Below are 23,892 nucleotides of genomic sequence, written 5' to 3'. Positions count from 1 at the left end.
GTACGACCCCCCACTGACAACCGGGCCGGACCGGCCGCGGTGCCGGGCCGGGGGTCACCATTCTCCCGGCGGCGGCGCGGGATCGCGCGGCCGGGAGTGGAACGACGCCGGATCGGCATGGGTACCGAACCGCGGGACCTGGCGGGGGGCCGGGATTCCGGGGGGACGGCCGGCCCCGTTCAGGGCCTCGGGGTCGTCCCAGTCCGGGGTGCCCATCACCATCAGGGGGTCGAACATCACGACGACGGCGGCGACGAGCAGGAAGCAGCCGGGGCCGATCAGCAGCGGTACGAGGGGGGCGGTCGGCTCGTCGGCCGGACCGGCGCCGACGACGGCGCCGGGGTGCAGATGGACGCTGAGCGCGGCCATTCCCGTGTAGTGCATGCCGCTCACCGCGACGCCCATCACGACGCTGGCGCCGAGGCTGGGCAGGAATCCGTGGATGGAGACGGCCGCCCAGAGCGCGGTCGTGGCGGCCACCACCGCTATGACGACGGAGAGCGCCACGGTGATCGTGTCGTACTCGAACCGCCCCTCAAGACGCATTGCGGCCATGCCCAGGTAGTGCATGGTGGCCACGCCCAGCCCGGTGATCGTGCCGCCCGTCACCAGGGCCATCCGGGTGGCGCCCCGGTACCCGACGATGAAGATGCCGATGGCGACCATGCCGATCGCGACCGCGAGGCTGGCGAAGGTGAGGGGCTTGTCGTAGTCGATGGCCACTCCTTCGACCGAGAAGCCCAGCATCGCGATGAAGTGCATCGTCCAGATGCCGGAGCCGATGGAGGTCGCGCCGAGGGCCAGCCAGCCGGCCTTGAAGGAACGCTCGGTGCGCAGCGAACGAGTCGTGCAGCGCAAGCCGAGAGCCGCGCCGAGGCAGGCCATGAGGAAGGCCGCTACGGGCGTCACCGCTCCATAGCTGAAACCGTCGGTCGTGCCCTGCATGCTCGTACGCCCTTCGCGGAAGCCCGGGTTCTGGGTGACCCTAAGGCGCGAGGCCCGGCAGACAAACAGATGAGCTGCATTTTATCGACAAGGAAATCGGTCCGTGACCCGGTCTCAGCAGCGGCGTTCACGTTGTGGCCATCCTTCGCCTGTCCTCCGTTGGGGGACAGCTGTCACTCTCGGCCCGTCCGCAACTCTGACGCGAGGAGTACACGTGTACGCACGTACCGCAACTGCCGCCGCCGTCGCCGCCGCCGCTCTCGTGGGTGCCGGCGCGCTGCTGATGCCGGCCACCGATACGCAGACCACGACCACGGCCGGGCACGCGAGCACCACCGCGGTCACGGGAATCCGGACCGTGAGCGCCCGGACGCCGGACACGAAGCCGGGCGCCCCGGTCGTCTTCGCCCACCGGGGCGCCTCCGCGTACGCGCCGGAGAACACCCTGGCCGCGGTCGACAAGGCCGACGCCCTCGGTTTCGACTGGGTGGAGAACGACGTCCAGTTCACCAAGGACGGCGTCCTGGTGGTCGTGCACGACACCGATCTGAAGCGGACCACCGACGTCGAGGAGGTCTTCCCGGACCGTGCGCCGTGGGCGGTCAAGGACTTCACGGCCGCCGAGATCGCCCGGCTGGACGCGGGCAGCTGGTTCGGTCCGCAGTTCGCCGGCGCCCGCGTGCCCACCCTCAAGCAGTACCTGGACCGGATCGAGCGCAACCACCAGAATCTGCTGCTGGAGATCAAGAGCCCGGAGATCTACCCCGGCATCGAGAAGGAGACCCTGCGGGTGCTGCGCCAGAAGGGGTGGCTCGACCGCGAACACGTCAAGCACAGGCTCGTCGTCCAGAGCTTCGGCGCGGACAGCGTGAAGAAGGTGCACCAGCAGCGTCCGGACGTCACGACCGGCTTCCTCGGCACCCCCGCGGTGGCCGACCTCCCCTCGTACGCGGCGTTCACCGACCAGATCAACCCCTCGTACACGTCGGTCTCCGCCGACTACGTGAAGGCGGTGCACGCGCTGAAGGGCGCGCACGGCAAGAAGCTCCGGGTCAACACCTGGACGGTCAACGACGCGGCGAGCGCGGCGAAGGTGGCGGGCTTCGGCGTCGACGGGATCATCACCAACACCCCTGATGTGGTGCGCGGGGCCACCGGCTGACGGCTCGGCGGCCCCGCCGCCGCGACCCGTTGTCAGTGGCCGGTCGTACCGTGGTTTCCATGAACAGCAACGGGGTTGTCGAGTGGGCCGTCGTCGAGAGCGACATCGGCCCGCTGCTGCTGGCCGCGACCGGCGCGGGGCTGGTGAGCGTGGTCTTCCATGCCCGTCCCGAGGTCCGCGAGAAGGCGGTCGGGCAGTTGCGGGCGCGACTGGGTGCGGAGCCGGTCGAGAACCCCGGCTCCGCGCGGCTCGCCGAGCCGATACGCCAGCTCGCGGCGTATTTCGCGGGATCGTTGCGGGAGTTCTCGCTGGAACTGGACTGGTCGCTGACGTCCGGCTTCAACCGCCAGGTGCTCCGCGAGCTGGCGACGGGGGTGCCCTACGGGGCGGTCGCCGGGTACGGGGACCTGGCCGAACGTGTGGGGCAGCCGGGGGCCGCGCAGGCGGTCGGGGTGGCCATGGGGTCCAATCCGCTGCCGGTGGTGGTGCCGTGCCATCGGGTGGTGGAGAGCGGCGGCGGGCTCGGCGGGTTCGGCGGCGGGCTCGAAACCAAGCGGAAGCTGCTGGCTCTGGAGGGTGTGCTGCCCCAGCCGCTGTTCTGATCCGGTCCGGCCGGGGTCGGCCCTCTTCGATGCGGGCCCCGGAGCATCAGCGCCTCCGCCGCCTGCCCCCTTCCCGTGGCCGTACTCTGCTCCGCCCCCGCGCATGGCCGTCGCCGAGCCCGGACGGCCCTGTTTTCGTACATGTGTACTCGCTGGCACACTGCGTCAGTGACCAACACCTTCGACGCACCTGACACCCCCGACGGGCCCGGCCGCCCCGCCCGCCCGGTCACGGCGGCCGAGCTGCCCGGACTGCGGCGCAGGACGTCCGCGGTGCTCATGGCCAGCCAGATACTCGGCGGCCTCGGCGTGCCCATCGGTATCGCCCTGGCCCCGGTCCTGGCCACGGAGGTGAGCGGCTCCGAGGCACTGTCCGGCCTGGCTCCGACCGCGTCGGTGACGGGTACGGCGCTGCTCTCGCTGCCGCTGGCCGCGCTGATGACCTCGCGCGGGCGGCGCCCCGGTCTCGTACTGGCGTATCTGATCGGTGCGCTCGGCGCGGGACTCGTGGTGCTGGCCACCGTCGTGGAGAGCTTCCCGCTGCTGCTGCTCGGCATGGCCGGGTTCGGTGCCGGTTCCTCGGCCAATCTGCAGGCCCGGTTCGCCGCCGCGGATCTGGTCGAGCCCGACCGGCGCGGCCGGGCGATCTCCACCGTCATCTGGGCCACGACGATCGGCTCGGTCCTGGGACCGAACATCGCGGCCCCCGTGGGACGGGTCTTCCGCGGCACCGCGATATCCGAGAAGGCGGGCCCGTTCTTCTTCGCGGCCGGGATCTTTCTGCTGGCCGCCCTGGTGGTCTGGGTGCTGCTGCGGCCGGACCCGCTGCTGACCGCACGGGCGCTGGCGCCGCGGGACGGCGAGCTGCCGGCGGGCCGTTCGCTGCGTGCCGGCATCGCGGCGGTCCGGGCGTCCGCAAGAGCACGGCTGGCACTGGTGACGGTGACCGTCTCGCACACCGCGATGGTCTCGATCATGGTGATGACCCCGGTCGATCTGGGCCATCACGGCGCCGGACTCCAGTTGATCGGCCTGGTCATCAGCGGTCACATCGCGGGCATGTACGCGTTCTCCCCCGTGATGGGCTGGCTGTCCGACCGGTTCGGCCGGCTCACCGTAATCGGCCTTGCGGTCGGGCTGCTCTCCTGCGCCGCGCTTCTGGCCGGCACCGCGGGCGCCGACCACGGGCAGACGGCGGCCGGTCTCTTCGTGCTCGGGCTGGGCTGGTCGGCGGGGCTGGTCTCGGGTTCGGCGCTGCTCACCGACTCGGTGCCGCAGGCCGCCCGCGCCGCCGTGCAGGGTCTGTCGGACCTGACCATGAACACGGCGGCGGGCATCGGCGGCATGATCGCCGGGGTGGTCGTCGCCCGGGCGAGCTACGGCTGGCTGAACGTGGTCGGAGCATGTCTGCTGCTGCCCATGGCGGCACTGGCGCTGCGCCGAGCGCTCGCCCGTCCTGCGGCACGGACCGGGGCGGCAGCCTCCGCAACGGCGCCCGCGCCCACGTCGCCCGGCGCGTCTGCCGCCCCCACCTCCGACGCCTGAGGCGCCAGAGGTTCCTGAGGTGACAGGGGCGTCAAAGGGTCCTGAGGTATCAGAGATTCCGGAGGCGTCAGAGGCTGATGTGGTACGCCTTGCGCAGCGTCTCGTGCACGGTCCACGTCGTACGGTCGCCCTCGCGCAGCACGCAGGCGTCCCCCGGCCCGATCTCCAGCGTCGCGCCGCCCTCGACCACCACGGTCGCGCGTCCGCTGACGACCACGAACAGCTCGTCGGCCTCCGTGTCGGTGACCACGCCGGGCGTGATCTGCCAGATGCCGCGCACCTGCTTGCCGTCGGGCGATTCCCAGAGCACCTTGCCGGTCACCACGGGCTCGCCCGAGACGATCTGTGCCGGATCGAGCGGCTCCGGTTCGAGTTCGGCATCCGGAATGTGCACGGCAAAAGTGGCGGGAGCTTGATCAAGTGTGGTCATGGCCGGTCACCCTAGCGACCGCTTCGAAGCGACTCGGCACCAGGACCGGGAGTGCCCACACCAGGACCGGGAGTGCCCGCGGAGGGGACAGGTGATCCGGCCGGTGTCCCGGCCGCACGTTTGAGGCCGGCGCGCCCGCGACAGGGATGTGGACATGTCATCGAATGCGTCACGCAGCGCGCACTCCTACGCCCCCGTTCTCTCCACCGAGGTGAGGGCGGCCCTCGTCACGCACCACCCCGTCGTGGCTCTGGAGTCGACGATCATCGCCCACGGTCTGCCGCGCCCCCGCAACCTGCGGGTCGCCGAGGAGCTCGAAGGGCTCGTACGGGCCGCGGGCGCGGTGCCCGCCACGATCGCCGTACTCGACGGACGGGCCCGCATCGGCCTGGACAAGGACCAGTTGGAGCGGGTCGCCGCCGATCCGCAGATGCGGAAGCTGGGCCACCGGGACCTCGCACCGGCCCTGGCGACGGGTGCCAGCGGGGCGACGACCGTGTCCGCAACGGCGTTCCTGGCCGCCCACGCGGGCCTGCGCGTCTTCGCGACCGGCGGCCTCGGCGGCGTGCACCGGGGGTGGGCGGAGACCCAGGACGAGTCCGCGGATCTCCGGCTCCTCGCGCGGACCGGCATCACCGTGGTGTGCGCGGGGGTGAAGTCGATCCTGGACGTCCCCGCCACGCTGCAGCGGCTGGAAACCCTCGGTGTCGGGGTGCTCGGTTACGGGACCGGCCGCTTCCCCGGCTTCTATCTGAACAGCTCCGGCGAACCGGTCGACTGGACGGTACGGACGCCCGAGGAGGTCGCGGAGGTGATGCGGGCGCAGGACGCGCTGGGCGGTCCCGGCTCCGCGCTGGTCGTCGCCAACCCCGTTTCCGTTCAGGACCAGTTGGACCCCGCGCTCCACGACCGCGTGCTGACCGAGGCCCTCGCCGCATGCCGGGAGCGCGGCATCGCCGGCCAGGCCGTCACGCCGTTCCTGCTGGAGCGGCTGATGCGGGGAACCGGGGGCGCTTCGCTGGAGGCCAACCTGGCGGCCGTACGCGGCAACGTATCGCTTGCCGCGCGGATCTCCGCCGCCTGGACCGCCGCACAGGACACGGCGTCGCGCCGGAACCCGGCGGCCGGTCGGTGAACGGCGACGGAGCCATGGTCGACGGCCGACCGGCGACCGGCGACGGGGCCACGACCGACAGCGGATCGGTGACCGGCGGCGGCCTTCTCGTCGTCGGCGATGTGGTCACCGATGTGGTGGCCCGGCACGCGACGGCGCTGATCCACGGCACGGACACCTCGGCCCGCATCCGCACCCTCCCCGGCGGCGCGGGCGCCAACGTCGCCTGCTGGGCGGCCCGTTCGGGCTGTCGCGACGTACGGCTGCTGGCCCGCGTCGGCGCCGACAGCGCGGCCTGGCACCGGGACGCGCTCCAGCAGGCGGGAGTCCGCTGCCTGCTGGCCGTGGACGACGACGTGCCGACCGCCACCGTCGTCGCCCTCGTCGATTCCGCCGCCGAGCGCACCTTCCTCACCGACAGCGGTGCTGTGCTCCACCTCTCCCCCGACGACTGGTCGGCGTCGATGCTCGACGGCATCGCCCATCTCCACCTCTCCGGCTACCTCCTCTTCGCCGCGACGAGCAGGGCGACGGCTCTGCTCGCCCTGCGAGAGGCCCGGCGGCGGCGGATCACGGTGAGCGTCGACCCGGCGTCGGCCGGCTTCCTCGCCGATCTGGGCGTCGACCGGTTCCTGACAGCCGTGGAAGGCGCGGATCTGCTGCTGCCCAACGCGGACGAGGCCCGGCTGCTCACCGGACTCCCCGAACCGGCCGACGCCGCAGCGAAGCTGAGCCTCCAGATACCCCGCGTGGTCGTCACCCTCGGCGGCGGCGGAGCCCTGCTGGCCGTCGCGGGCACGGTGACCCGACACGTCCCTGCCGTGCGGGTGCGGGGGGTCGTGGACACGACGGGCGCGGGCGACGCGTTCACCGGCGGCTTCCTCGCGGCGCACCTGTCGGGGGCGGACGACGCCGCGGCCGTCGAGGCGGGCTGCCGCTCGGCGGCGAAGGCGGTCACGACCGTGGGGGGCCGCCCCGGTCCATGACACCCCCGGCGCGCCGGACCGGACCCGGCCCGCCAGGACTTGCCCGGTCGACCATGTGCGGAGCCGGATGGCGAGGGCCGCTGCGGTTGCGGTGCCGAGGCAGACGCAACGCACCTGGGTGGACACCGCGCCCCGGGTGGCTCCGCCAGGGCCTCTCGTTTGGATCAGGCCGGATCAGGGGCGGCGGGCCGACGCCGGCGATCTACAGTGCCTGCGAGGGAAGTGCCTGCGAGGGGCGCAAAGCCGGGCGTTTCGCCCCCCCCTGTACGGACCTTCCCACTCACCTCTGTACGGACCTTCCCACCCGCCGACATCGCCGAGGCGCACCGCGTCGGTGAGGAGGGAGGGCCACGTGCGCGGGAAGCTCGTGCCGCTGGTCGACTGAGCCGGCCGCCGGACCGGCGCGGCTGTCACGGCCGGCCGGACAGCTCCTCACCGCCCTGCCGCCACCCGGTCCAGGCGGGGTGCAGCGGATCGTCGGCCCGTACCACCGCGTCCGCGCGACCGCCGGGCGCCACCTCGTCCTCGTACCGCGCGAAAGCGGGCAGGGTCCAGCGCGCGCCCTCCTCGGTACGCCGCCGCAGCGCGCCCGGCGACAACCGCAGGTGGACACTCAGGTCGAACGGGAACCAGTGCCCCAGCAGCAACGGGCCGTGCACCACCAGCACACCGCCCTCGGGCAGCGGTCGGTACGGACTACGGGTGGCCCGGTCCGTCACCGGATCCCAGAGGTCCGGCAGCACCCGCCCGCTCCCGCCCGCCTCCAACGGCCCGAACACCTCGCGCCACAGCGCGCCCGTGTCGAACCAGCTGTCGTAGTACGAGTCGGGGTCCTCCTTGCCGTACTCGTACCGAAGACTCGCCGGCCGCAGGAACCCCTCGGTGGACACGGTCAGCACCGCACGCCCGCGGACCCGCAGCGCCTGTGCGACCCGCCCGGCCAACTCCCCGGTACGGGCCGCCGGAGGCCCGTCGACGGCGACCTTCAGCCAGGGGCCGGCATCGGCCGGCTCCAGAGCGTCGGCGTGCGCGGCGAAGGCTTCGGCCAGCCGCTCCCAGGTGATCGCTTCGAATCGCACCGGACCATCATCACCCCGGCCCCGTGCGCCGGTTCCGCCCCTCCCGCCGACGGGGCGTCTGCTCACCGCTCCCCGCCAGGTGGCTCCCGGCCAGTCGCACCACGCGCTCGGCCAGCGGGCGCAGGCCCGGCTCCCGGTCGGCGGCCGCCTCGGCGAGACGCCGGATGTCGGCCGGCCACCGCCCGGTGAGACGGTCCGGCGCGCCGATGCGCCGGAAGCCGCGCTCCAGCAGTCCCCGGGCGGTCACCGGCTGCCCGCGCAGTACGGCCTTGGTCGCGGCGACCGCATTGGCCAGGGCACTGGCGGGCCGCGACCAGTCGTCACCGCGCGCCGCGGGGTTGCCCTGGTCGTAGTCGGCCAGGTGGGCGACCGACGAGGCCCTCATCTCCAGGTCGACGCGCCAGAAGAGCGGAAGTCCGCGGAAGGCCGCGAAGATCAGCCGCCGCTTGCGGGAGTTCTGCAACTCGGGGTCCGTACGGAGCGAGTCGAGGGGCCCGACCGCTTCGAGGACGCCCCGGACGGCGGTGGCACAGGTCTCGAAGTGGTCGTCGGGCACCGTCCAGACGATGTCGATGTCGCTGTAGGCATCCGCTGCGCCACGGGCGAGCGAGCCCTTCAGCTCCGCGCGCGAGCCGGGGTGGTGTGCGGTGAGTGCGTCCAGCAGGTCCTGCGCCAACGCGGCGCGGCGCACCGGGTCGAGGTCGTCCTCGCTCCTCCCGCCCTTCGTGCCCTTTCTGTTCACGGCCGATCGCTCCCGTCGTTCATATTGCTCCGTACGCGGCCAGTTCGCCCTCTACGATCTCCTCCATGGATCTCGAATTCGCCCGCGCGTTCGCCGCCGAGTGGCAGGACGACTGGAACTCCCATGATCTCGACCGCGTTCTGGCGCATTACCACGAGGACGTGACGTTCAGTTCACCCGTCATGACGCAGTTCACCGGCGATCCGTCCGGCACGGTGCACGGCAGGGAAGCGCTGCGCAGGTACTGGTCGGCGGCCCTGGAGCGCATCCCCGAGCTGAAGTTCGAGGTGATGGACGTCCGGGTGAGCGTCCACGCCCTGGTGATCGACTATCGCAACCAGATCGGCGGCCGGGTCAGCGAGGTGCTGATCTTCCGGGACGGCCTGGTCGCCTCCGGCTTCGGGGCGTACGGGGAGACGCTCGCCAACTGACGGCCGTCCGGGCTGACGGCCGTCCGGGCGGCGGCGGGCGTCACACACGCGCTGCGCTGCTTCCGCCGCAGTCCACCGCGTCGGCGTCGTCCGAGAGCGCGCTGCCCTCGGGCAGCAGACAGGTCACCCAGAGCACGACGGGCTCGGCTCCCAGATTGCGTCCGATGTGGCGGTGCCCGGTCCCGGACGGCTCGATGAAGGACGAGCCGGCCGACGTCACCTCGACCGAGCAGTCGTCCAGAGTGCGGGTCAGCGTCCCGGACTTGACGACGGCGATCAGCTGGCCGGCATGGGTGTGCCAGCCGGTGGAACCGCCCGGCTCGACGGTGATGGTCCGGAAGACCACGTCGGTGCGGCCGTTCGGGGTCCGCATCTTCAGCTTCCCCGCCGATGTGCCCTTTGCGACCACCGTGCCACCGACGCCGCTGCCGGGTGTGGCGTCGGCCGCCGACGGCACGAGGCCGAGGGCCGCCACGCAGCCGCCGATGACCAGGGCCTTGGCGAGTCGCCCCTGCCGTACCCGCTGCCCCTGCTTCGCCCCCAGCCCCTGCCGTACTTGCTGCCCCGCCCTCACCCCCAGCTCCTGCGGTATCCGCCGGCTTGTGACCCTCATGTGCGGCTCCTCCGCCTCAGCGCCCCGGTAGCGTCCTCGACATCCCAAATGTCCCGACGCTACCCGCGAGCCACCTCCCGGAACCCTCCCGATCCGGCGGTCGCCGGTCGTGGAACACGCTCACTCGCCGCGGAGTTCAGCGGCGAGCGGTCCGTCGCCCGACACCTCGATCCGCCCGTCGGCCACGGCTTCGGCGAGCGTCAGCCCACCCCGTCCGAGCGCCAGGCAGACCTCGACGTCGAGGGCGATACGGGCGTCGGGGCGGGCGGCGGGCCCGTCCCCGTACACCGCCGCACCGGCCGGCGCGCTCTCCGCACCACCCGCACCACCGGCGCGCACATGGAACTCGCCCTCGTCCAGGTGGACTTCGACGACTCCCGCGTGGGTCAGCCCGTCCAGCGCGCGCAGCAGCGGAAGCGCGAACCAGTGGGCCCGTACCGCGTCGGTGGGCCGCCGCTCGGCGAGCGCGGGCGCGCCCCACTCGGCGAGCGCGGTGAGTACGGGCAGCAGCCCGTGACCGCGCTCCGTCAGTTCGTACACCGAGGCGGCGGCGGGCGGCGGGAGCCGGCGGCGGGTGGCCAGGCCCCCCTGCTCCATGTCCTTGAGCCGGGAGGCGAGGACGTCCGTACTGACACCAGGCAGGTCGGCGTGGAGGTCGGTGTAACGGCGGGGGCCCGCCAGCAGTTCACGGACGATCAGCAGGGTCCACCGGTCGCCCACGGAATCGAGGGAGCGCGCGGTGGCACAGAACTGGTCGTAACTCCGGCGGCGGGCCGGGCGGTTTGCGGACTGTTGCTGACGTGGCATGCGACGCAGTCTAGACATGTTGTTGGACTTTCCAAGCCCGAGCTTGGTAAAACCAAGTATCGCAATCAGGTCGGGGAGGCCACCGCATGGAATTCCGGCAGTCCAGCAAGCTCAACGAGGTCTGTTACGAGATCCGGGGCCCGGTCATCGAGCATGCCAACGCCCTGGAGGAGGCGGGCCACAGCGTGCTCCGCCTCAACACCGGCAACCCGGCACTCTTCGGTTTCGAAGCGCCGGAGGAGGTCGTCCAGGACATGATCCGGATGCTTCCGCAGGCCCACGGCTACACCGATTCGCGCGGCATCCTGTCCGCCCGCCGGGCGGTGGCGCAGCGCTACCAGGCGATGGGGCTGACGGATGTCGGGGTCGACGACATCTTCCTCGGCAACGGCGTCTCCGAGCTGATCTCCATGGCCGTCCAGGCGCTGCTGGAGGACGGCGACGAGGTGCTCGTCCCGTCCCCCGACTACCCGCTGTGGACGGCGGTGGTGACCCTCGCGGGCGGCAGGGCCGTGCACTACACCTGCGACGAGGCCTCGGACTGGAACCCGGACCTCGCGGACATGGCGTCGAAGATCACCGACCGCACCCGGGCCGTCGTGATCATCAACCCGAACAACCCGACCGGCGCCGTCTACCCGCGCGAGGTCCTCGAAGGCATCCTCGACCTGGCGCGCAGGCACGGCCTGATGGTGTTCGCGGACGAGATCTACGACCAGATCCTGTACGACGACGCCGAGCACCACAGCGTGGCGTCCCTCGCCCCGGACCTGGTCTGCCTCACCTTCAGCGGCCTGTCGAAGACGTACCGCGTAGCGGGCTTCCGCTCCGGCTGGATGGTGGTCTCCGGCCCGCAGCAGCACGCGCGCAACTATCTGGAGGGGCTGACCACGCTCGCCTCCATGCGCCTGTGCCCCAACGCGCCCGCGCAGTACGCCATCCAGGCGGCGCTCGGCGGCCGGCAGTCGATCCGGGAGCTGGTCGCACCGGGGGGCAGGCTGTACGAGCAGCGCAACCGGGCCTGGGAGAAGCTGAACGAGATCCCCGGGGTGTCGTGCGTGAAGCCGAAGGGCGCGCTGTACGCGTTCCCGCGCATCGACCCGAAGGTGCACCCGATCGTCGACGACGAGAAGTTCGTCCTGGACCTGCTGCTGCGGGAGAAGATCCAGGTCGTGCAGGGCACGGGCTTCAACTGGCCGCGGCCCGACCACTTCCGGATCCTGACACTCCCGTACGCTGACGATCTCGACGCGGCGATCAGCCGCATCGGCCGCTTCCTGACCGGATACCGCCAGTGATCGGATACCCCTGGTGACCTGCTCCGCCTGCCGCGTTCCCGTCCTCACCCAGTTCGCCTCGCCCGAACTCGTCGGCCCGATCGTCGAGGGCGGACTCGATCCGGCCACCGATCCGGCATGGGCGGAGTCGGGCGCGGCGTCACCGGCCGAGTACGCGCGCTGGTCCGGTCATCTGTGCGGTATGACCTGCCTGCGCATGGCGCTCGCCGCCGGAGAGAGCCCGGACGCCCACTCGGCCGAGGCCGCCAGGACTGCCGGAACTGCTGGGGCTGCTGGGGCTGCTGGGGTACCGTCCCTGTTCGCGCTGCGCGACGGGGCGCTCAAGTACGGCGCGTACACGGAGGACGCCGAGGGGGTGATCCGGGGCCTGATCTACGCGCCCTTCGCGGAGTACGTACGGGAGGTGCACGGCCTCGACGCCACAGTCCACCGCCACCTCTCGCCGCAGGAGATCCTCGATCTGCTGGACGGCGGACGGACGGTCATGGCCTCGGTGCACCACGGCATCCGGCACCCGCGGCGGCCCGCTCCGGGACGGGGCGGGCATCTGGTGCTGCTGACATCGCGTACGGCCGACGGCGACGGCGTCCACTTCCACAACCCGTCCGGAACCACGGCCGAAACGCGTGCCGCGGATCTACCACTGCCCGACTTCGAGCGCTTCTTCGCGGGGCGCGGGGTGTCGCTGCCCACAGGCGTGTGAGACGGGGCGCCCCCGGAAACGGGAGCGGGCCCGAGGGCGTAGCCGACCCTCGGGCCCTGAAAATGCCACCCATACAGCACGCCGACGCTTTTAAGGATCCGTGTCAGGTTGATGTCGTCGCGTCCTGCCTTTAGACGACCGCAGATCGAAGCTCTGCGGGCCGGAGTCGAACCGGCATCTCGACGCCCATGGGCACGGGCCCGATCGATTCGGCGATGGGTGGCGAATGCTGAGTCTGGAGCAAGAGTCTGAGATTGATCGCGGTCTGCCTCTGCCAGTTGGGCTACCCCGGCCCGTCCGTGTGCGGGGAACGCACCGAATGCCGGGGGGAGGACTCGAACCTCCGCTGGAACCGCGTCGTCACGACAAGCTTCAGTTTCAGCTTGCGCTCCTCGCGCACCCCGGCCGTAAAGGACGGCCGGGGAATCCATGGTCGGTCACCCGAAGAGGTAACCGAATACCGCATCACCCACCCGCTGGTCGGTGACGTCCGCGCCGTTGGCCTCCTCGCGGGCGAACTTCACGGCCTGCTGGAGCTTCTCCACCCGGTCCAGCAGTTCGTTGACCCGTCGCGCGGGAAGGGCTCCGGAGAACTTCATCGTCGTCCAGTACCCGATCGGAATGTCCTCGTAGTACACCTCGACCTGCGCCGGGTGCTTGTCGGTGGCCTCCGCCTTCACATGGTTGCGGGGCACCTTCTTCGTACGAAGAGTCCTCACCGGCTCGGTCTTCCAGGAGTCCGTCGACGGGTCCTGGGTCCATGCCTCGGAGGCATCGAGGACCGGAAGCTTGCGGACAAAGGTATTGATGTCCGTCAGCTGCTTCTCCAGGAAGAGGAGATACGACACCGGCACCTCGCTCACGAGCACCCGTCCGTCGACCTTCACGTCCGCGCGGGCCGTGCAGTTCGCCCAGTCCTTCGTGGCGGTCACATCGAAGAGCCGGGTCAGGGTCGTCGCGGTCTCCCGCAGCACGTCCTCGGCCTTGATCTGCACCAGCGTCGACTCGGGCGGCAACTGCTCGCCCTCCTCGTCCTTCGGCTGATACGTCCGGGAGATTCCGGCCAGCAGACCGGTCTTCTGGAGGCCGTGGTGCGCCGCCGTCAGGTCCTGGTGAGCCTTGGACTTGACGCCCTTCTCCACTGCGATGATCTGATTGAGTTTCGCCACATCGAGGAAGCTAGCAGCGCCGGACCGACCGGGACCAGGGATTTTCGGCGACTGCGGCCCTTCGACGGATCATCGGGGCCGGCGGGCCCCTCCGGCGCGGGGCCGACCGAGCGGGCACCCTGCGAAGGCCCGGCGTCCACGCCGGGGCCGAGTGCCCACCAGCCCCCGCAGCAGGACGCCCCGCGAAGAAGGCCCGGCGTCCGCGGCACGGGTGCGCGACGTCCAGACCGAGCGGATCCGGGACGCCTACGAGAAGGCGTACGCCCAGGAATCGGCAGCCCGGATCGAAGAGCGCGCGAACGCCGACTTCTGACGCACTCTCCGCCGCCCCACCGCGCCGCTCCCGGTCAGGCCGCCGCGCGGGCCCCGCGCCCGTGCGGCCGGCCGAACCGGCCTGCCAGCACGTGCGCCCCCGCGGCGGCCACCGGGAAGAGCGCGAGCAGCCGGTCTTCGCCCGCGCCGCCGGCCGCGGTGAACTCCCCGAGAACACCGACCCGATGCTGGTGCTGGACCTGATCGCGGGGGCGGTCTGGATGCGCGTACTGCTCCGCCGCGAACCGGTACCGCCGCACTTCGCCCGCGAGATCGTCGATGCGGTGCTGCCTCTCCGACGGGGCGGTGCGGACCACCGGTACGGTGCCCCGACCGGGAACCCGGAACCGATCAGACGCGCGGAACAGGGAGCGATCCACATGGGTGCGCCGATACGCCATTACACAGCGACGACACCGGACGGCGAGGTGTTCACGGTCAATGTGGAACGGGACTTCCGGTACGACCCCTACCGTGACTTCCTGGTCTGCGCGCACTGCGGCTGGTCGCCTTCGCTGCTGACCACGGAGAAGTCCATCGACATGGCCGGGGCGCATCTGGCCTCGGCGCACGGCGCCGTCCGCGGGCTGTCCCAGCAGGAGAACGAGTCGTTCCGGAAAGCCCGGCTGATCGTGCTGCCGATCGTCGCCGTGCTGCTGATCGGCCTCTTCGTCTGTCTGCGGAGCTGAGAGGCGGGCCCAGGTACTGGGGTCCGGGGCTGGGCCCTGGGCACTGGGGTCCGGGGCCCAGCCCCGGGAACCGTCGGGGAACGGCTGCGGAGGGGAGTCAGCCGCCGCGGAGTTCCATGAGCGCGCCCACCGGGTCGGAGCCCGGGGTGGCCCGGGGCCACCAGTCGTCCTCGCCGGGTTCGGATTCGTAGCCGTACCAACGGCCGTCGTGGCCGAAGCGGAGCTGGAGTGTGCCGCTGGGGTGCGTGAGTTGGTTGCGCCAGGGGTGGAAGCGGGGGAAGTCGGCGGCTGCGAGCGCGGGGCGGGCCCGGTCGAACGGTCCGGCCGGAGGATCCCAGGGCGTTTCGAGGACGGACAGCCCTTCGGCGCCGCCCTGGCGCCAGGCCGCGACGGCCCGAGCCAGGTCGGTGGGGGTACGACCGGTGGCGTGGGCCAGCTCGCGATAGAGGGCACGGGTGGTCGCGGTGAGCCCGGCGGTGGGCCGGGACGCGGCCAGCCGCACCGCGTCCTGCCAGGCGGTGAGACCGGCGAGCGGGTCGAGGCCCGTGGTGAGGAGCGTGTGCGCACGGGCCGCCGCGTCCGTGGCCAGGTGGTCGAGGCCCAGCGGATCGCGCGCGCCGGGCAGGCTCGGGTACGAGGGCGGCTGCCCCGGGTGCGGCAGGACCATGAGCGGCGCGGGGAGCGGCGGGAGGTAGCGGTCGGCCAGGGCCTCGCGGGCCGGTACGGAGGGGGAGGCGGGCGCGGCCGGGCGTTCCCTGGCGGAGTGCGCGGCGTTGCGGCGGCCCAGCTCTTCGAGGGTGTCGCGCTCGCCCCGGCCACGCAGCAGCAGAAGGACGAACGGGTCGGCGTCCAGCAACCGGGCCATCTGGCAGCAGAGAGCGGCCACATGCTTGCAGGGCCAGCCGTGGTCGGGACAGGAGCAGCCGGGATCGAGGTCGCCCGCCGCGGGCAGCAGTCCGATGCCGGCCTCGGCCGCCGTGTCGACCAGCGAGTGCGGCATCTCCTTGGCGAGCAGTGCGGCGAGGTGACCGGGGCGGGCGGCCACCGCGTCCAGGAAGGTGTCCCAGTCGGCGTCGGTGAGCGCCCGCAGACGCAGCTCGGCGCGGTAGGGGCGGGGGCGGCTGCCGTGGACGTAGGCGACGACCCGTCCGGGAGTGACGGTGATCGCGGCGACCTTGCCGCTGTCGGCGTACGTACGGCCGCGGGAGAGCCGTCCCTCGTCCATCGACAGGGACTCCAGGGCGGCCACCCAGGCACGGCCCCACCAACTGTCCGCGAAGGGTTCGTCGCCGTCGGAGGTGCGGGGCGGCACGGCCTCGAAGGTGCGCCGCAGATCGTCGGGGCCGGGGCGCGAACGGGCGACCGGCCGGGACTCGGGGCGCGCGGACGAACGGGGCCGGGGCTGCGTGCGGTGGTGGGGCTGCGGTCGGGGGCTCATGACGGCCTCCTGAGCGAGACGAGATCGGCCAGGTCACGGTCGCTGAGCTCGGTCAGCGCGGTCTCACCGGCGCCGAGGACCGTGTCGGCCAGGACCCGCTTGGCCCGCAGCAGCTCACCGATCCGGTCCTCGACCGTGCCCTCCGCGATCAGCCGGTGCACCTGCACGGGCTGTGTCTGGCCGATGCGGTACGCCCGGTCGGTGGCCTGTTCCTCGACGGCCGGATTCCACCAACGGTCGTAGTGGATGACGTGGGCGGCCCTGGTGAGATTCAGTCCGGTGCCCGCCGCCTTGAGGGAGAGCAGGAAGACCGGGACCTCACCGGACTGGAAGCGGTCCACCATCCGTTCGCGCTCGGCCACCGGCGTACCGCCGTGCAGGAGTTGGGAGGGGATGGCGCGCGAGGCGAGGTGGGCGGAGAGGAGCCGGGCCATCGTCACGTACTGGGTGAAGATGAGGACGGAGCCGTCCTCGGCGAGGATCGTGTCGAGGAGTTCGTCGAGCAGGGCGAGCTTCCCCGAACGGCCCGCGAGGCGGGTCGGTTCCTCCTTCAGATACTGCGCGGGGTGGTTGCAGATCTGTTTGAGCGAGGCCAGCAGCTTCATGACCAGACCGCGCCGGGCGATGCCCTCCGAGGCTTCGATGAAGGCCATCGTCTCGCGGACCGCCGCCTCGTAGAGCGTGGCCTGTTCGCGGGTGAGGAAGACGGGGTGGTCGGTCTCCGTCTTGGGCGGCAGCTCGGGGGCGATGCCCGGGTCCGACTTCTTGCGGCGCAGCAGAAAGGGCCGGACCAGCCGCGAGAGCCGTTCGACCGCTTCGTCGTTGGCGAGCCCGGCAGCCGTACCGGTGCTCTCGACGATGCGGGCGTGCCGGGCCCGGAACGCCTTGAGGGGGCCGAGCAGTCCCGGCGTGGTCCAGTCGAGCAGGGCCCACAGCTCGGAGAGGTTGTTCTCCACGGGGGTGCCGGTGAGGGCGACCCTGGCCGGGGCCGGGATGGTCCGCAGCGCCTTCGCCGTGGAGGAGTACGGGTTCTTCACATGCTGGGCCTCGTCGGCGACGATCAGTCCCCAGCTGTGGTCGGCGAGTTGCGCCGCGCTCGACCGCATCGTGCCGTAGGTGGTGAGGACGAACCCGCCGTCGGGTTCGGCCAGTGTGCGGTCGGTGCCGTGGAAGCGGCGTACGGGGACACCGGGAGCGAAGCGGTTGATCTCCCGGTGCCAGTTGCCCAGGAGGGAGGCGGGGCAGATCACCAGGGTGGGTGCGGGGTGGGCGCGGTGCAGATGGAGGGCGATGAGAGTGATCGTCTTGCCCAGGCCCATGTCGTCGGCGAGGCAGCCGCCGAGGCCGAGCGAGGTCATCCTCTCCAGCCAGGCGAGGCCGCGCAGTTGGTAGTCGCGGAGCGTGGCGTCGAGACCGGGCGGCGGGGCGATGGCGGTGTCGTCGGCGGTGATGCGGGCGCGGAGCGCGGCCAGCGCGCCCACCGGCACCGCTTCGACCTGCTCGCCGTCGACCTCGGCGCTGCCGGTCAGGGCAACGGCGAGGGCGTCGACCGGATCGAGGAGGCCGAGCTCCCGCTTGCGTGCCTTGCGTACGAGCGCGGGGTCGACGACGACCCACTGGTCCCGCAGCCGCACCACCGGCCGGTGGGCCTCCGCGAGTACGTCCATCTCCGCCTCGGTCAGCCGCTCGTCGCCCAGCGACAACTGCCAGTTGAAGGAGAAGAGCTGCTCGGCGTCGAAGAACGAGGTTCCGTCGGTCGCCGAGCCGGGCGCGGGTCGCACGACGGCGGCGGCGGTGAGGGAACGGGCGAGCTCCCTGGGCCAGTGGACGCTCACCCCGGCCGCCGCCAGCCGGGCTCCGGCGTGGCCCAGCAGCTCGTACAGCTCGTCCTCGTCGAGAGCGAGCACATCGGGCACCGGCTGCTCCAGCAGCCGCTCCAGCGGTGCCCAGACGCGGGCGGCGCGGCGCAGTGCGAGCACCGCGTCGATCCCGGCCCGCGGGCCGAACGGCTCTCCCGCCCCGCCGTGCCACAGGGCGGCGGCGTCGATGACGTAGGTCGGGTCGGCCAGACTGTGCACCTGGGTGATGGCCGCAGCGGCGTGCCGCGCGGCACCGGGGCGGGCAGCCGCGGCCGCCGCGCCGGAGGCTTCGTCGGGGCGGCCGTCCTCGCTGTTGCTGTCGTGGTGGTCGTCGTCGGGGCCGGAGTAGGTGTCCGCCGAGTCGAAGAGCTCGTACGCCGACAGGTCGAGGCGGAGCGAGACCCGTACGCCCGCGTCGAGCCCCGCCGCGACCTCGACGGCCCAGTCGCGGGCTCCCGGCAGATGCTGGGCCTCACCGGCCGCGAAGGGCGCCCCCATCGCGTATGCCGCGGCGGGTGTACGGGGCAGGGTGTCGGCCACCGCGTCGAGGAACGCGCCGAGCAGCCACTCCGGCTCGGGGACCTGGAGCGGTGCGCGATCCGGGAGCGGGACCGCGTACCCCTCGGCCGGCATGGCGGCGGCGATCGCGCGCAGGTGCGCGACGTCCTCGGCGTCGCGCGGTCCGGCCCGCCAGGCGTCGTGGTCGTCGCCCGTCAGACCGGGCAGCAGTCTGCCGCGCGCCACCAGGTTGAGCGCCTGGAGCGCGGCGGCGCCCCAGGCCCGGGTCGCGGGATGGGCGGACTGCTGGAGCCGGGCGTGGGCCAGCAGGGGCAGCGCATCGCCCACGGGCAGCAGGACCGCCGGCACCGCGCGCCGGCGGACGCCGTCCCGCCCGTGCCGACGGACGACGGTGATCTCGGCGGGGGCCGCACCGGACGCCGCGCCCTCGGGGTCCACCGGGCCGGACGGCTCCGGGAGAGGGCCGCCGTCGGGATCCCAGAAGGCGACGCGCCCGTCCCTCGGCAGCGATGCCGGCAGGAAGACGGCGGCACACCTCATCAGGCGGACGGCGGACTCGTCCGGCCGGTGTCGTGCCGTGGTCATCGGTCCCCTCCCGTCCCGCCCTGATCCTCTTGACCGTCTTGATCCCTATGACTCCTGCGAGTCTAGGCGGGGGGTCTGACATCGATGGTCGCGTACCTGCGTTCCAGCAGGCAGGGGCCACTGCCGACCGAGCCGGCAGTCGCCCCCAGCGCCAGGCTCAGTGCCCGGCTCAGTGCCTGGCGAGTGGCTTCGAACGGGACGACCGCGCGGGTGCGGTGGCTGCGAGGGCGGCGGGCGTGGGTACGGGCCTCCCGGACTGCGACTTCTGCGACTTCTGCGGCTTCGGCTGCGGCTGCGACTCCGCCTCGGCAGGCCGTTCGGGCCGTGCCTGCGCCGGGCGCTCGGGCTGTGCCGGGGCTGCGGGGCGCGGTGTCTGCGCGGGGCGCTGAGGCGGCCGCGCGGCCTGCTGCGGCTGCAGCTCCGTCTGCTGTACGGGCTGCTGCTGTTGCACGGGCTGCTGCGCGGGCTGCTGCGCCCTCTCCAGGAAACGGAGCAGCTCCACCGGGAACGGGAGCACCAGCGTGGAGTTCTTCTCGGCCGCGACCGCCACCACCGTCTGCAGCAGGCGCAGCTGGAGCGCGGCCGGCTGGGCGGACATCTGCTTCGCCGCCTCGGCGAGTTTCTTCGACGCCTGGAACTCGGCGTCCGCGTTGATGACGCGGGCCCGCCGCTCACGGTCTGCCTCGGCCTGCCGGGCCATGGAGCGCTTCATCGTCTCCGGCAGCGAGACGTCCTTGATCTCGACCCGGTCGATCTGCACGCCCCACCCGACCGCCGGGCTGTCGATCATCAGTTCAAGGCCCTGATTCAGCTTCTCCCGGTTGGACAGCAGATCGTCCAGGTCGCTCTTGCCGATGATCGACCGCAGCGAGGTCTGCGCCATCTGCGACACCGCGAACCGGTAGTCCTCCACTTGGACCACCGCGCTCGCCGCGTCGACCACCTTGAAGTAGATCACCGCGTCGACCCGCACCGTCACGTTGTCGCGGGTGATCCCGTCCTGGGCGGGCACCGGCATCGTCACGATCTGCATATTGACCTTGTGCAACCGGTCGACGCCGGGGATCACCATGGTGAATCCGGGCCCCCGCACATCGTCACGGAGCCTGCCGAGCCTCAGCACGACGCCCCGCTCGTACTGCTTGACGACCTTGGCCGCCGCGGACAGGTACAGCCCACCCGCCGAGGCCCCCGCCACTATCGCGATCACGAGCTCCTGGACCATGACGGCCCCCTGAGAACCGGAAACACTGAAACAGTCACTGCTACCACGGTATGCCCAATATCACCCCATATGAACATGGCTCGAAGTGCTCCCTCGGGGCATCCCCGGAGCACTCCTTCCGGGGCGCACGTCCCCCGGCCGGCCGCGCACCGGATGCCGGGGCGCCGGGGAGCGGGCAGGGTGACCAGCGTCAGCGCGTTCCCCGTGGCGTACGCGGTGCTGTGGCGCGTGCGGTGCTGACGGCTGAGCCGGACGAGACAGACGAGGACCCGCCCATGCCCGTGACCGATCACCGACGCCACCGTCTCGCAGCAGCGGCCGGCACCCTGCTCCTGACCCTCACCGTCGCAGGGTGCTCCGGCCTCGGCCGGACCGCGGTCGGGCCGGTCACCTACACGACCGAGCGGAACGCCGTGATCATGGTGAACAGCCCCTCGGTGAGGGGCTGCCACCGGCTCGCTCCTGCGGGTGCCAAGGAAGTGACCAACGGCACCTTGATCGACATCATCCTGTACCGCACGCGTGACTGCACCGGGCCGGGTACGACATACGTCGCGACCACGGTCAGCGACATCACCGGGGCCCGCGGCCTCCCGTGGCGCAGTTTCAGCACCGTCCACTGACCGGCCGCGGGCCGACCACGACCGCCCGCCGCCCGCGCGGCCGGGCGCGGCCCCGAACGGAACGGCGAGCCGCTACCGCTCGGGGCCGAAGCTGATGGACCCGATCTCGGCGGCCTGGATCACCGGGCCACCGATGCTGGCCGCCCCGCCGATGGTGTTGTGCACGCCGCCCGCAGGCCCGCCGCCTGCGGCTTCCAACTCCGCGAGGACGGCGCGGAGTTCGTCCGCCGCCCGCGGATCCGCGGCGAGCCTGCGGCGCAGCCGCGCGCGCCACTCTGCCTCGACGTCCCCGGCCAGCGTGTCGTCGCCCTCGTCCCGTGCGGCGGTCAGCTCACCGCGGGACACCTCCAGCTCACCGGCCAGCGCCGACTCTTCCTCGGGCGTCGCCTCGCCCCGCGCGAAGAAGGCCGCCAGCCGATCGCGTACCTGGCCCCAGGAATCGGCCACCATGTGCTGCACGAGTGCCGTTGCCCCCGATGCCGCCAATGCCACCAACTCGGCTTCCACCGAACCCCCTTCGGCCGTTGTGCACACTTCGTCGGCCTCCACCGTATCCGGCGGCGGCCCGACTCCGCTCCCTGGCCGCACCCGCCCGCGGGCGTACGCGACCGGCTCCGCCGACCCTTGCCGAGGCCATCGCGGCCGGGCTGTTCTCCGGCTCGTCCGACCTCGGCCAGTCCATCGGCCACCCGTTCGTGGTCGACTTCGTCGGTGCCGACTACGCCTTCCGCGATCTGGTCACCGCCGTCGCCGCGAACGCCTCCGGCGCGACCGCCCTCCACTGCAGCGCGGGCAAGGACCGCACCGGCCGGGGCACGGCCGTCCTGCTCACTCCGCTCGGCGTCCCGCGCGACACCGTCGAGGCGGGATTCCTCGCCGGCTACGAGCACACCGGCAACCCGAAGGCCGTCGAACCGAGCCGGCTGCGGGCGGCGTTCGCCGAGGCGGACCTTCTGTACGGCGACTTCGGCACCTACGTACGCGAGGGCCTGAAGCCCGACGACGCGACGGTGGCCGCACTGCGCGCCAAGGTGCTCGACGACTGACCGGCCGTCACCGTCCGGCGCACCGGCGGCCCGTCGGCTCCGAAGGCGTACGGCCGGACCGTCAGTACGCCGGGTAGCGCTCGGCCGGCCACGCGACCGCGTGCTCGAACTCCACGCACAGGTCGTCGGCCAACTCGGTGATCACCGCTCGCCCCTCGGTCGCCACCAGCCAGGACGGCGGAAGGTGTACGTCCCCGTGGCGGGCGCCGAGCAGATTGCCGCAGACCGCGCCGGTGGAGTCGCTGTCCCCCGAGTGGTTGACCGAGAGCAGCAGCGACCGGGCCACCTGGTCGGCGTCCGGCAGCACCAGGGCGCAGTACACGGCGATGGCGAGGGCCTCCTCGGCGACCCAGCCCGCGCCCAGCGTCTCCACCCTCTCGGCGGTCGGTTCACCCCCGGCGGCAAGGTCGACGGCCGCGCGCAGGGCCGCCGTCGTCTCCTCGTGTCCCGGGTGGCGGCGCAGCAGCTCCATGGCGCGCAGCACCGCGCCCGCCATGGAGTCGCCCTCCAGGAGATGGGCGACGATCGCGGCCAACGTCCCGGCGGCGTACGCACCGGTCGGATGGCCGTGGGTGATCTGCGCGCACCAGTGGGCGAGCCGGAAGCCCGCCTCGGCGCTCTGCCCCACCAGTCCGAAGGGGGCGGACCGCATCACCGTGCCGCACCCCTTGGACCCGGTGTTGACCGGACCGGGGTCGCCGAGCCGCTCCGACGGTTCGGGGACATGGCCGGTCGCGAGCCCCGTCAGGCAGGCGTTGCCGGGGGCCCGGCGCGCGTACAGCCAGGGCTGCTGCCGGAGCCAGCCGGTCCGCACCGGGTTGTCGCCGCCGCGGGCCGGCGGAGCGGGGTGGTTCTGGGTGTCCAGCCAGCGCAGGTACGCGTTCCGCACGATGCCGGTCTCGGCGCCGCCGATCCCCTTCGACATCGCCCGGGAGTGGGCCCTGATCAGCGCCTCGGTCGTGAACAGGGTCATCTGCGTATCGTCCGTGACCCGTCCGACGACCCCCTCCTCGTCCGCGAGGAGGCCCTGTACACCGTGTTCACCGTGCGCGCGGCGGATCCCGGCGAGGGAGAGGAACTCCACCGGATTTCCCAGGGCGTCCCCGATGGCCCCGCCCAGCAGACAGCCCCGGACCCTGGCCCTGCGGCCGGTGCGGTCCCCCCACGATGTGCCGTTCACGCACGATCTCCTCGATCCGATGTCGACATGTCCCCAAAATGGTGTCGCGGGTCCATCCTGGTAGGAGAGGCGATTGCCATGCGTACCGGTAATGAACCGACGACTGCCCGCAGTCCTCTGCGGCTGCGGCTCTGCCTGAGTCTATGGGGACTGGCCTGGGCCGTATTCGGCCTGGCGGCCTTCACGCTGACCGACCGCCCGGGGTGGGCCGCAGCCTGCGGCGTGCTGCTCGTGCTGGTCCTTGTGGACATCGCGGTGATCGTCCACCACATCCACCAGGGCCCGCACTACCAGCCGGGCCGCAATATCCCGCCGTACGAACCCGACCACGGCGGACGCGGCAGGTACGGGCACTGACCAGGACGCGATGTCCGCCGGGCGGTCGTGCCGCCCGGCGGTGCCGTGTCAGTCCTCCGTGCGGAAGCGGGCCGCCTTCAGGTACTCCGGGTTCGGGTCGAGGGCCGCGGCCAGCCGGAAGTGACGGGCGGCCCGGTCGGAGCGGCCGGAGCGCTCGAAGGTGCGGGCGAGCGCGAAATGCACGAAGGCGTTGTCCGGTTCGCGCTCCAGGACGAGTTCGAATTCGAGCTCCGCGGGGCGCAGTTGGGCGGCGGCGAAGAAGGCGCGGGCCCGCAGCAGGCGCGCGGCCGTGTTCTCCGGATGGGCCGCGATCACCGAGTCCAGGAGCTTCACCGCGCCCCGGGGGTCGCGCGCCGCCAGCAGGTGTTCGGCCGCGCGGAAGTCGATGACGTCGGTTTCCGGGGTCCTCTCGGGCACGATGGCGTCCTTTCCT

At 72.2% G+C, this 23,892-nt stretch carries 26 protein-coding genes and 1 pseudogene; 13 read left to right on the top strand and 14 right to left on the bottom strand.

All coding sequences use genetic code 11. The features are described 5' to 3' along the window. Nucleotides 1-54: 54 nt before the first annotated feature. Nucleotides 55-945 (bottom strand): MHYT domain-containing protein, encoded by an 891-nt coding sequence (locus ACFVT1_RS21415; RefSeq protein WP_389797669.1) that lies wholly within the window; start codon nucleotides 943-945, stop codon nucleotides 55-57. A 214-nt stretch (nucleotides 946-1,159) separates the two neighbouring features. On the opposite strand from ACFVT1_RS21415, the gene ACFVT1_RS21410 reads away from it, so the two are divergent. From ACFVT1_RS21410 to ACFVT1_RS21400, 3 genes are all read left to right on the top strand, one after another. Continuing rightward, on the top strand, nucleotides 1,160-2,107 hold the full coding sequence (locus ACFVT1_RS21410; RefSeq protein WP_389797667.1) for a glycerophosphodiester phosphodiesterase: 948 nt from the start codon (nucleotides 1,160-1,162) through the stop codon (nucleotides 2,105-2,107). Nucleotides 2,108-2,166: 59 nt separating this feature from the next. Continuing rightward, nucleotides 2,167-2,709, top strand: coding sequence for a methylated-DNA--[protein]-cysteine S-methyltransferase (locus ACFVT1_RS21405; RefSeq protein ID WP_389797665.1), 543 nt, complete (start codon nucleotides 2,167-2,169; stop codon nucleotides 2,707-2,709). Between the two features lie 141 nt (nucleotides 2,710-2,850). After that, nucleotides 2,851-4,254, top strand: coding sequence for an MFS transporter (locus tag ACFVT1_RS21400; protein WP_389797663.1), 1,404 nt, complete (start codon nucleotides 2,851-2,853; stop codon nucleotides 4,252-4,254). Between the two features lie 67 nt (nucleotides 4,255-4,321). Here the strand turns inward: ACFVT1_RS21400 and ACFVT1_RS21395 are convergent, their stop codons facing one another. Further along, nucleotides 4,322-4,684, bottom strand: coding sequence for a cupin domain-containing protein (locus ACFVT1_RS21395; protein ID WP_362206736.1), 363 nt, complete (start codon nucleotides 4,682-4,684; stop codon nucleotides 4,322-4,324). Nucleotides 4,685-4,838: 154 nt separating this feature from the next. Here ACFVT1_RS21395 and ACFVT1_RS21390 point away from each other — a divergent pair, with 154 nt between their 5' ends. Together ACFVT1_RS21390 and ACFVT1_RS21385 are read left to right on the top strand one after the other, a co-directional pair. Next, nucleotides 4,839-5,819 (top strand): pseudouridine-5'-phosphate glycosidase, encoded by a 981-nt coding sequence (locus tag ACFVT1_RS21390; protein WP_389797660.1) that lies wholly within the window; start codon nucleotides 4,839-4,841, stop codon nucleotides 5,817-5,819. Between the two features lie 14 nt (nucleotides 5,820-5,833). Further along, entirely contained in the window at nucleotides 5,834-6,784 is a 951-nt protein-coding gene (locus ACFVT1_RS21385; RefSeq protein WP_389797657.1) for a carbohydrate kinase family protein, read from the top strand. Nucleotides 6,785-7,194: 410 nt separating this feature from the next. On the opposite strand, the gene ACFVT1_RS21380 is transcribed toward ACFVT1_RS21385, so the two are convergent. Together ACFVT1_RS21380 and ACFVT1_RS21375 are read right to left on the bottom strand one after the other, a co-directional pair. After that, nucleotides 7,195-7,863, bottom strand: coding sequence for a uridine kinase (locus tag ACFVT1_RS21380; protein WP_389797656.1), 669 nt, complete (start codon nucleotides 7,861-7,863; stop codon nucleotides 7,195-7,197). Between the two features lie 10 nt (nucleotides 7,864-7,873). After that, nucleotides 7,874-8,605 (bottom strand): nucleotidyltransferase domain-containing protein, encoded by a 732-nt coding sequence (locus tag ACFVT1_RS21375; protein ID WP_389797654.1) that lies wholly within the window; start codon nucleotides 8,603-8,605, stop codon nucleotides 7,874-7,876. Nucleotides 8,606-8,670: 65 nt separating this feature from the next. Here ACFVT1_RS21375 and ACFVT1_RS21370 point away from each other — a divergent pair, with 65 nt between their 5' ends. Further along, on the top strand, nucleotides 8,671-9,036 hold the full coding sequence (locus tag ACFVT1_RS21370) for a nuclear transport factor 2 family protein (protein WP_389797651.1): 366 nt from the start codon (nucleotides 8,671-8,673) through the stop codon (nucleotides 9,034-9,036). Between the two features lie 40 nt (nucleotides 9,037-9,076). Here ACFVT1_RS21370 and ACFVT1_RS21365 read toward each other — a convergent pair whose 3' ends face one another. Beyond that, nucleotides 9,077-9,649 carry a cupin domain-containing protein gene (locus tag ACFVT1_RS21365; protein WP_389797648.1) on the bottom strand — a complete coding sequence of 191 codons (573 nt, stop codon included), beginning with the start codon at nucleotides 9,647-9,649 and terminating at the stop codon, nucleotides 9,077-9,079. 120 nt (nucleotides 9,650-9,769) lie between these two features. Next, nucleotides 9,770-10,456, bottom strand: a complete 687-nt coding sequence (locus ACFVT1_RS21360) for a helix-turn-helix domain-containing protein (RefSeq protein WP_362206730.1) — start codon at nucleotides 10,454-10,456, stop codon at nucleotides 9,770-9,772. 86 nt (nucleotides 10,457-10,542) lie between these two features. On the opposite strand from ACFVT1_RS21360, the gene ACFVT1_RS21355 reads away from it, so the two are divergent. Together ACFVT1_RS21355 and ACFVT1_RS21350 are read left to right on the top strand one after the other, a co-directional pair. Next, nucleotides 10,543-11,754: a pyridoxal phosphate-dependent aminotransferase gene (locus tag ACFVT1_RS21355; protein ID WP_389797646.1), complete on the top strand. Its 1,212-nt coding sequence runs from the start codon at nucleotides 10,543-10,545 to the stop codon at nucleotides 11,752-11,754. Between the two features lie 13 nt (nucleotides 11,755-11,767). Beyond that, a complete protein-coding gene (locus ACFVT1_RS21350; protein ID WP_389797643.1) occupies nucleotides 11,768-12,457 on the top strand; it encodes a peptidase in 690 nt (229 codons plus the stop codon). A gap of 320 nt (nucleotides 12,458-12,777) precedes the next feature. On the opposite strand, the pseudogene ACFVT1_RS21345 reads toward ACFVT1_RS21350, so the two are convergent. Both ACFVT1_RS21345 and ACFVT1_RS21340 read right to left on the bottom strand, forming a co-directional pair. Beyond that, nucleotides 12,778-12,863, bottom strand: a pseudogene (locus ACFVT1_RS21345). A 31-nt stretch (nucleotides 12,864-12,894) separates the two neighbouring features. Further along, nucleotides 12,895-13,626: a hypothetical protein gene (locus tag ACFVT1_RS21340; protein WP_389797641.1), complete on the bottom strand. Its 732-nt coding sequence runs from the start codon at nucleotides 13,624-13,626 to the stop codon at nucleotides 12,895-12,897. Between the two features lie 151 nt (nucleotides 13,627-13,777). Here ACFVT1_RS21340 and ACFVT1_RS21335 point away from each other — a divergent pair, with 151 nt between their 5' ends. Next, nucleotides 13,778-13,939 carry a hypothetical protein gene (locus ACFVT1_RS21335; RefSeq protein ID WP_389797639.1) on the top strand — a complete coding sequence of 54 codons (162 nt, stop codon included), beginning with the start codon at nucleotides 13,778-13,780 and terminating at the stop codon, nucleotides 13,937-13,939. 91 nt (nucleotides 13,940-14,030) lie between these two features. Then, a complete protein-coding gene (locus ACFVT1_RS21330; RefSeq protein WP_389797636.1) occupies nucleotides 14,031-14,627 on the top strand; it encodes a TetR-like C-terminal domain-containing protein in 597 nt (198 codons plus the stop codon). Nucleotides 14,628-14,724: 97 nt separating this feature from the next. Here the strand turns inward: ACFVT1_RS21330 and ACFVT1_RS21325 are convergent, their stop codons facing one another. From ACFVT1_RS21325 to ACFVT1_RS21315, 3 genes are all read right to left on the bottom strand, one after another. Beyond that, the gene (locus ACFVT1_RS21325) at nucleotides 14,725-16,065 is read right to left on the bottom strand and encodes an SWIM zinc finger family protein (protein ID WP_389797634.1); all 1,341 of its coding nucleotides are present in this window, start codon (nucleotides 16,063-16,065) and stop codon (nucleotides 14,725-14,727) included. Beyond that, the gene (locus tag ACFVT1_RS21320; protein WP_389797631.1) at nucleotides 16,062-19,028 is read right to left on the bottom strand and encodes an SNF2-related protein; all 2,967 of its coding nucleotides are present in this window, start codon (nucleotides 19,026-19,028) and stop codon (nucleotides 16,062-16,064) included. Before ACFVT1_RS21320 ends, ACFVT1_RS21325 begins: the two co-directional genes overlap by 4 nt. A 169-nt stretch (nucleotides 19,029-19,197) precedes the next feature. Continuing rightward, the gene (locus tag ACFVT1_RS21315; protein WP_389797628.1) at nucleotides 19,198-20,253 is read right to left on the bottom strand and encodes an SPFH domain-containing protein; all 1,056 of its coding nucleotides are present in this window, start codon (nucleotides 20,251-20,253) and stop codon (nucleotides 19,198-19,200) included. 275 nt (nucleotides 20,254-20,528) lie between these two features. On the opposite strand from ACFVT1_RS21315, the gene ACFVT1_RS21310 reads away from it, so the two are divergent. Next, the gene (locus ACFVT1_RS21310; protein ID WP_389797626.1) at nucleotides 20,529-20,876 is read left to right on the top strand and encodes a hypothetical protein; all 348 of its coding nucleotides are present in this window, start codon (nucleotides 20,529-20,531) and stop codon (nucleotides 20,874-20,876) included. Between the two features lie 72 nt (nucleotides 20,877-20,948). Here ACFVT1_RS21310 and ACFVT1_RS21305 read toward each other — a convergent pair whose 3' ends face one another. Then, nucleotides 20,949-21,383, bottom strand: coding sequence for a hypothetical protein (locus tag ACFVT1_RS21305; RefSeq protein WP_389797624.1), 435 nt, complete (start codon nucleotides 21,381-21,383; stop codon nucleotides 20,949-20,951). A 17-nt stretch (nucleotides 21,384-21,400) separates the two neighbouring features. Here ACFVT1_RS21305 and ACFVT1_RS21300 point away from each other — a divergent pair, with 17 nt between their 5' ends. Continuing rightward, the gene (locus ACFVT1_RS21300) at nucleotides 21,401-21,922 is read left to right on the top strand and encodes a tyrosine-protein phosphatase (protein WP_389797621.1); all 522 of its coding nucleotides are present in this window, start codon (nucleotides 21,401-21,403) and stop codon (nucleotides 21,920-21,922) included. A 61-nt stretch (nucleotides 21,923-21,983) separates the two neighbouring features. Here ACFVT1_RS21300 and ACFVT1_RS21295 read toward each other — a convergent pair whose 3' ends face one another. After that, nucleotides 21,984-23,102 (bottom strand): ADP-ribosylglycohydrolase family protein, encoded by a 1,119-nt coding sequence (locus ACFVT1_RS21295; protein WP_389797618.1) that lies wholly within the window; start codon nucleotides 23,100-23,102, stop codon nucleotides 21,984-21,986. A 78-nt stretch (nucleotides 23,103-23,180) separates the two neighbouring features. On the opposite strand from ACFVT1_RS21295, the gene ACFVT1_RS21290 reads away from it, so the two are divergent. After that, nucleotides 23,181-23,459 carry a DUF6343 family protein gene (locus ACFVT1_RS21290; protein WP_389797617.1) on the top strand — a complete coding sequence of 93 codons (279 nt, stop codon included), beginning with the start codon at nucleotides 23,181-23,183 and terminating at the stop codon, nucleotides 23,457-23,459. A gap of 48 nt (nucleotides 23,460-23,507) precedes the next feature. Here ACFVT1_RS21290 and ACFVT1_RS21285 read toward each other — a convergent pair whose 3' ends face one another. Further along, entirely contained in the window at nucleotides 23,508-23,876 is a 369-nt protein-coding gene (locus ACFVT1_RS21285; protein WP_389797614.1) for a tetratricopeptide repeat protein, read from the bottom strand. Nucleotides 23,877-23,892: the final 16 nt, after the last annotated feature.

This window comes from Streptomyces sp. NPDC057963, from assembly GCF_042887155.1.
Taxonomy (GTDB): Bacteria; Actinomycetota; Actinomycetes; order Streptomycetales; family Streptomycetaceae; genus Streptomyces.
This window is presented reverse-complemented; position numbering and strand designations above follow the sequence as displayed.